Source organism: Roseateles sp. (genome assembly GCF_036404855.1).
GTDB lineage: Bacteria > Pseudomonadota > Gammaproteobacteria > Burkholderiales > Burkholderiaceae_C > Pelomonas.
This window is the reverse complement of the sequence record NZ_DASWYS010000126.1, coordinates 1-4663: the sequence shown is the minus strand read 5'-3', so window position 1 is coordinate 4663 and position 4663 is coordinate 1. Positions and strand designations below refer to the sequence as shown.

The window sequence follows — 4663 nt, the reverse complement described above, 5'->3', positions numbered from 1 at the left end:
GCCCGCCTGCAAAGGGCGCTGGACAGTGAAGAGTTGCTGCTGCACTACCAGCCGCAGATCGACTTGCGCACGGGGCAGATCATGGGCGTCGAGGCCTTGCTGCGCTGGCAGCACCCCGAACGCGGCCTGCTCGCGCCAGCCCACTTTCTGCCCCTGATCGAAACCACGGGCCTGGCCGTGCAGATCGGCGACTGGGTCATCGAAAAAGCCCTGGCCCAGACGGCGGCCTGGGCGCGCGCCGGCGTCAACAGCGGCAAGGGCCTGCCCGTCAGCGTCAACGTCGGCGCCCGCCAACTGAGCCGCCACGACTTCCCGCAGCGCCTGCAGGAGCTCATCCAGCGCCAGCCGCCCCAGGTGGCACAGTTGCTGCACCTGGACGTGCTGGAGACCGACGCGCTGACGGAGACGGCAGCGACGCAGGCGCTGATCCAGCGATGCCTGAGCCTGGGCGTGGGCATTGCGCTGGACGACTTCGGTGCAGGCTATTCACGGCTGGGCTCCCTCAAGCGACTGCCGGTGGACACCCTCAAGCTCCACCGCAGCTATGTCCAGGGCATGCTGGGCGACGCCCAGGATCTGTCCCTCGTGGAGAGCGTCATCGGCCTGGCGCGCAACATCGGCTGCACCGTGCTGGCCAAGGGCGTGGAAAGCCGCGCCCACGCCCGCGAACTGCTGCGTCTGGGCTGCCGCCTCGGCCAGGGCAACGGCATCGCCGCCGCCATGCATCCCATGGCACTGCCCGGGTGGATGGAGGCCTTCGCCAACAGCAACTGGGCCGGGCAGTTGCGCAGCGCCTCACAGGCACCTCTCTAAAATCCAGGGGTGATTCCCCAAGGCTTCATCCAGGATCTGCTGTCCCGCGTCGACATCGTCGACGTGGTGGGCCGCCACGTCGATCTGAAGAAGGCAGGCATCAATCACAAGGGGCTGTGCCCCTTCCACGGCGAAAAGTCGCCCAGCTTCATCGTCAGTCCCAGCCGCCAGACCTATCACTGCTTCGGTTGCGGCGTGCACGGCAATGCCATCGGCTTCCTGATGGAGCACACGGCCGCGAGCTTCGTCGAAGCGGTGGAGGACCTGGCCCAGCAGGTGGGCATGGTCGTGCCACAGGACGATCGCAGCCCCGAGCAGCGCGAGCGCGCCAAGGTCGAGAAGGCCAGGCAGCAGAGCCTGACCGACGTGCTGGCACGCGCCACGGAGTTCTACAAGGCCCAGCTGCGCAAGGCCCCCCGCGCCGTGGCCTACCTGAAAGGCCGCGGCATGACCGGCCAGATCGCAGCCCGCTTCGGCCTGGGCTACGCGCCCGAGGGCTGGCGCTCGCTGGCCAGCGGCTTCCCGTCGTATGACGACCCGCAGCTCGTGGAGTCGGGCCTGGTCATCACGCCCGAGGTCGGCCCCGGCGAGGAGGCCAAGCGCTACGACCGCTTCCGCGACCGCGTCATGTTCCCCATCCGCAACGTCCAGGGCGAAGTCATCGGCTTCGGCGGCCGCGTGCTGGACAAGGGCGAACCCAAGTACCTGAACTCGCCCGAGACACCGGTCTTCCACAAGGGCCGGGAGCTGTACGGCCTGTATGAAGGCCGTCAGGCCATGCGCCAGCGCGGCTACGCGCTGGTCGTCGAGGGCTACATGGACGTCGTCGCGCTGGCCCAGTACGGCATCGCCAACGCCGTCGCCACGCTGGGCACGGCCTGCACCGCCGAGCACGTACACAAGCTGTTCCGGCACACGGACACGGTGGTCTTCAGCTTCGACGGCGACGCCGCCGGCCGCCGCGCCGCCGTGCGCGCGCTCGAGGCCGCCCTGCCCCACGCGACCGAAACCCATACCGTCAAGTTTCTCTTTCTGCCTCCCGAGCACGACCCCGACTCGTACGTCCGCGAACTCGGTGCCGAAGCCTTTGAGCGCTGCGTGGAGACTGCCGTGCCGCTGTCGCGCCAGCTCAGCCAGGTCGCTGCCGAGGGCTGCGACCTCGGCACCCCCGAGGGGCGCGCCCGCATGCTCAACCAGGCCCGGCCGCTGTGGAGCCTGCTGCCCGAAGGCCTTTTGCGCCGCCAGTTGCTGGGCGAGCTGGCGCGGCAGGGCCAGATGCCCGAAGCCGAGCTGCAGGCGCTGTGGCTGGGCGAGCCGGCCCCGGCGCCCGCCCCCGCCGCTTCTGCGCCGGCCGCGCCGACCGAGAAGCCGCGCTGGCAGCCCAAGCCCGAGTGGAAGGGCAAGGGCGACTGGAAGGGCAAGGGCGACTGGAAGCGCAAAGGCCGCGAAGAGGAGGCCCGCCCCGCCGGCCCGCGGGCAGCACCGTCCACCCCGATGGACAACGCCGTGCGGCTGCTGCTCCAGCACAGCGAACTGTGGGAGACGCTCGCGGACGAGGACCGCGCCCTGCTCCACGACCTTTCCGGCGCGCACGGCGCTCTGGTCCACTGGCTGGAACGCCACCTGACCCACCATGGTCCCAGCCCCTGGGCGGTCATCCAGCAGGGGCTGGCCGCCGACGGCTTTGGCGAGGCCGTGAGCCGCCTGACCAGCCACCTCCAGGCACTGGGCATCGAGGAATCCGACCCCGCGGGCGACCTGGCACGTGCCGTCACCGACCTGCGCTCGCGCGCCTCGACGCCCCTGCCCGGCGGCGGCGGCGCCACCGATGATGAGCGCCGCCGCGCGCTAGAAGCCCTCGCCCGCACCCGCGAACGGCACGGGATTGCACCGCCCAAACCGACCGATCTTTGACCTTGCGCTGAAATTGGACGATAATCTCGTGTTTTCCGCGCGCGTCAACAAGAGTGACGGCAGAGAGATGCCGGACCCCGGCCACCCAGCGACACTGGGCAACCCAACGGGACGACCCAAGGGGTTTTAAAGGCCAACTCATCCGCCACCTCTGCACTCCAAACGATCACGCCAGCTTGTTCGCGCCACGCCAGGGTCCCTCGGCCAATATGGTTGACACCCGGCGACGAAAGCCACTGCACCCATGCCCCGCCGGTTTGAATCCGAGCCCGGGCAGGCTGCGGTGGCTGCTGCATTTCTGAATTGACCGCGCAAACCCGAAGGACCTGCATGACCGCCAAGAAGACCGCGCCCAAGGCCAGCCCCGCTCCCGCCGAGGAGCCCAAGAAGAAGACGGCCGTCAAGGCTGCCGCCGAGGCACCCGCCAAGGCAACGAAGGCAGCAGCCAAACCGGCTGCGAAGACGGCAAAGGCTGCCGCTGCCGACGAGGACAAGCCCAAGCGCGGTCGCAAACCCAAGGCGGAAACCACGTCCAAGAAGACCGGCAAGAAGGACGCCGAGGAAGACGAGGACTTCTCCGACATCGACGCCGAGATCGAGGGCGAGGAGCCTGAGGCGGAGGAAGCGCCCGCGGTCGAGGAAGAGACGGTCAAGGCCAAGCCGCTGCGCATGAAGGTCAGCCGCGCCAAGGAGCGCGCGCTGATGCGCGAGTTCGGTCTGGAAGAAACCGCCCTGACCGAAGAGGAGGCCCACAAGCGCCGCTCCGAGCTGAAGACCCTCATCAAGATGGGCAAGACGCGGGGTTTCCTGACGCATCAGGAGATCAACGACCACTTGCCCGAGAAGCTGGTCAGCGAGGAAATCCTCGAGGCCATCATCTCCATGCTCAATGACATGGGCATCGCGGTCTACGAGCAGGCCCCCGATGCGGCCACGCTGCTGATCCAGGGCAACACCACCGCCACGTCGACGGAAGAAGAAGCCGAGGAAGCCGCGGAAGCGGCGCTGTCGACGGTGGACTCCGAGTTCGGCCGCACGACCGACCCGGTGCGCATGTACATGCGCGAGATGGGCACGGTTGAGCTGCTGACCCGTGAAGGCGAAATCGAGATCGCCAAACGCATCGAAGGCGGCCTGCAAGCCATGATGCTGGCCATCTCGGCCTCGCCCACCACCATCGCCCACATCCTTGAGTACGCCACCAAGATCCGCGCCGGCGAGATGCAGATCTCCGACGTCGTCGACGGTTTCGTGGCCGAGGACGAGGCCGACGACTACGTGGCCGAGGAAGATTTCGACGAGTTCGACGAGGAAGACGACGACGACGGCAATGGCGGCTCCAAGGCGCTGACCAAGAAGCTCGAAGAGCTGAAGAACGCCGCTCTGATCAAGCTCGACTCGATGTCCGCCGCATTTGACAAGATGCGCAAGGCCTTCGAGAAGGAAGGCTACAAGTCGCTGGCCTACAACAAGGCCCAACAGGCCATCAGCGGCGAGCTGATGACCATCCGCTTCACGGTCAAGACCATCGAGAAGCTGTGCGACATCCTGCGCAGCCAGGTGGACGACGTGCGCCGCTACGAGCGCGAACTGCGCAAGATCGTGGTCGACAAGTGCGGCATGCCGCAGGAACACTTCATCAAGACCTTCCCGCCCAACGCGCTGAACCTGAAGTGGGCCGAGAAGGAAGTGGCCGCGGGCAAGCCCTACAGCGTCATCCTGAGCCGGAACCTGCCGCCCGTGCAGGAGCTGCAGCAAAAGCTCATCGACATCCAGGCCAAGGCCGTGGTGCCGTTGGACGACCTGAAGGACATCAACAAGAAGATGAACGAGGGCGAGAAGGCCTCTCGTGACGCCAAGAAGGAAATGATCGAGGCCAACCTGCGCCTCGTGATCTCCATCGCCAAGAAGTACACCAACCGCGGCCTGCAGTTCC

The 4663-nt window shown here is 67.2% G+C and carries 3 protein-coding genes; all 3 read left to right on the top strand.

The annotated features are described in order from the left end of the window. A partial coding sequence (locus VGF12_RS08595) for an EAL domain-containing protein (protein ID WP_331175621.1) occupies window positions 1-813 on the top strand: 813 nt, incomplete at its 5' end. 9 nt (window positions 814-822) lie between these two features. Continuing rightward, window positions 823-2727 carry a DNA primase gene (dnaG, locus tag VGF12_RS08590; protein ID WP_331175620.1) on the top strand — a complete coding sequence of 635 codons (1905 nt, stop codon included), beginning with the start codon at window positions 823-825 and terminating at the stop codon, window positions 2725-2727. A 330-nt stretch (window positions 2728-3057) separates the two neighbouring features. Next, window positions 3058-4663 (top strand): RNA polymerase sigma factor region1.1 domain-containing protein (locus VGF12_RS08585; protein ID WP_331175619.1); only part of this gene is annotated, 1606 nt, incomplete at its 3' end.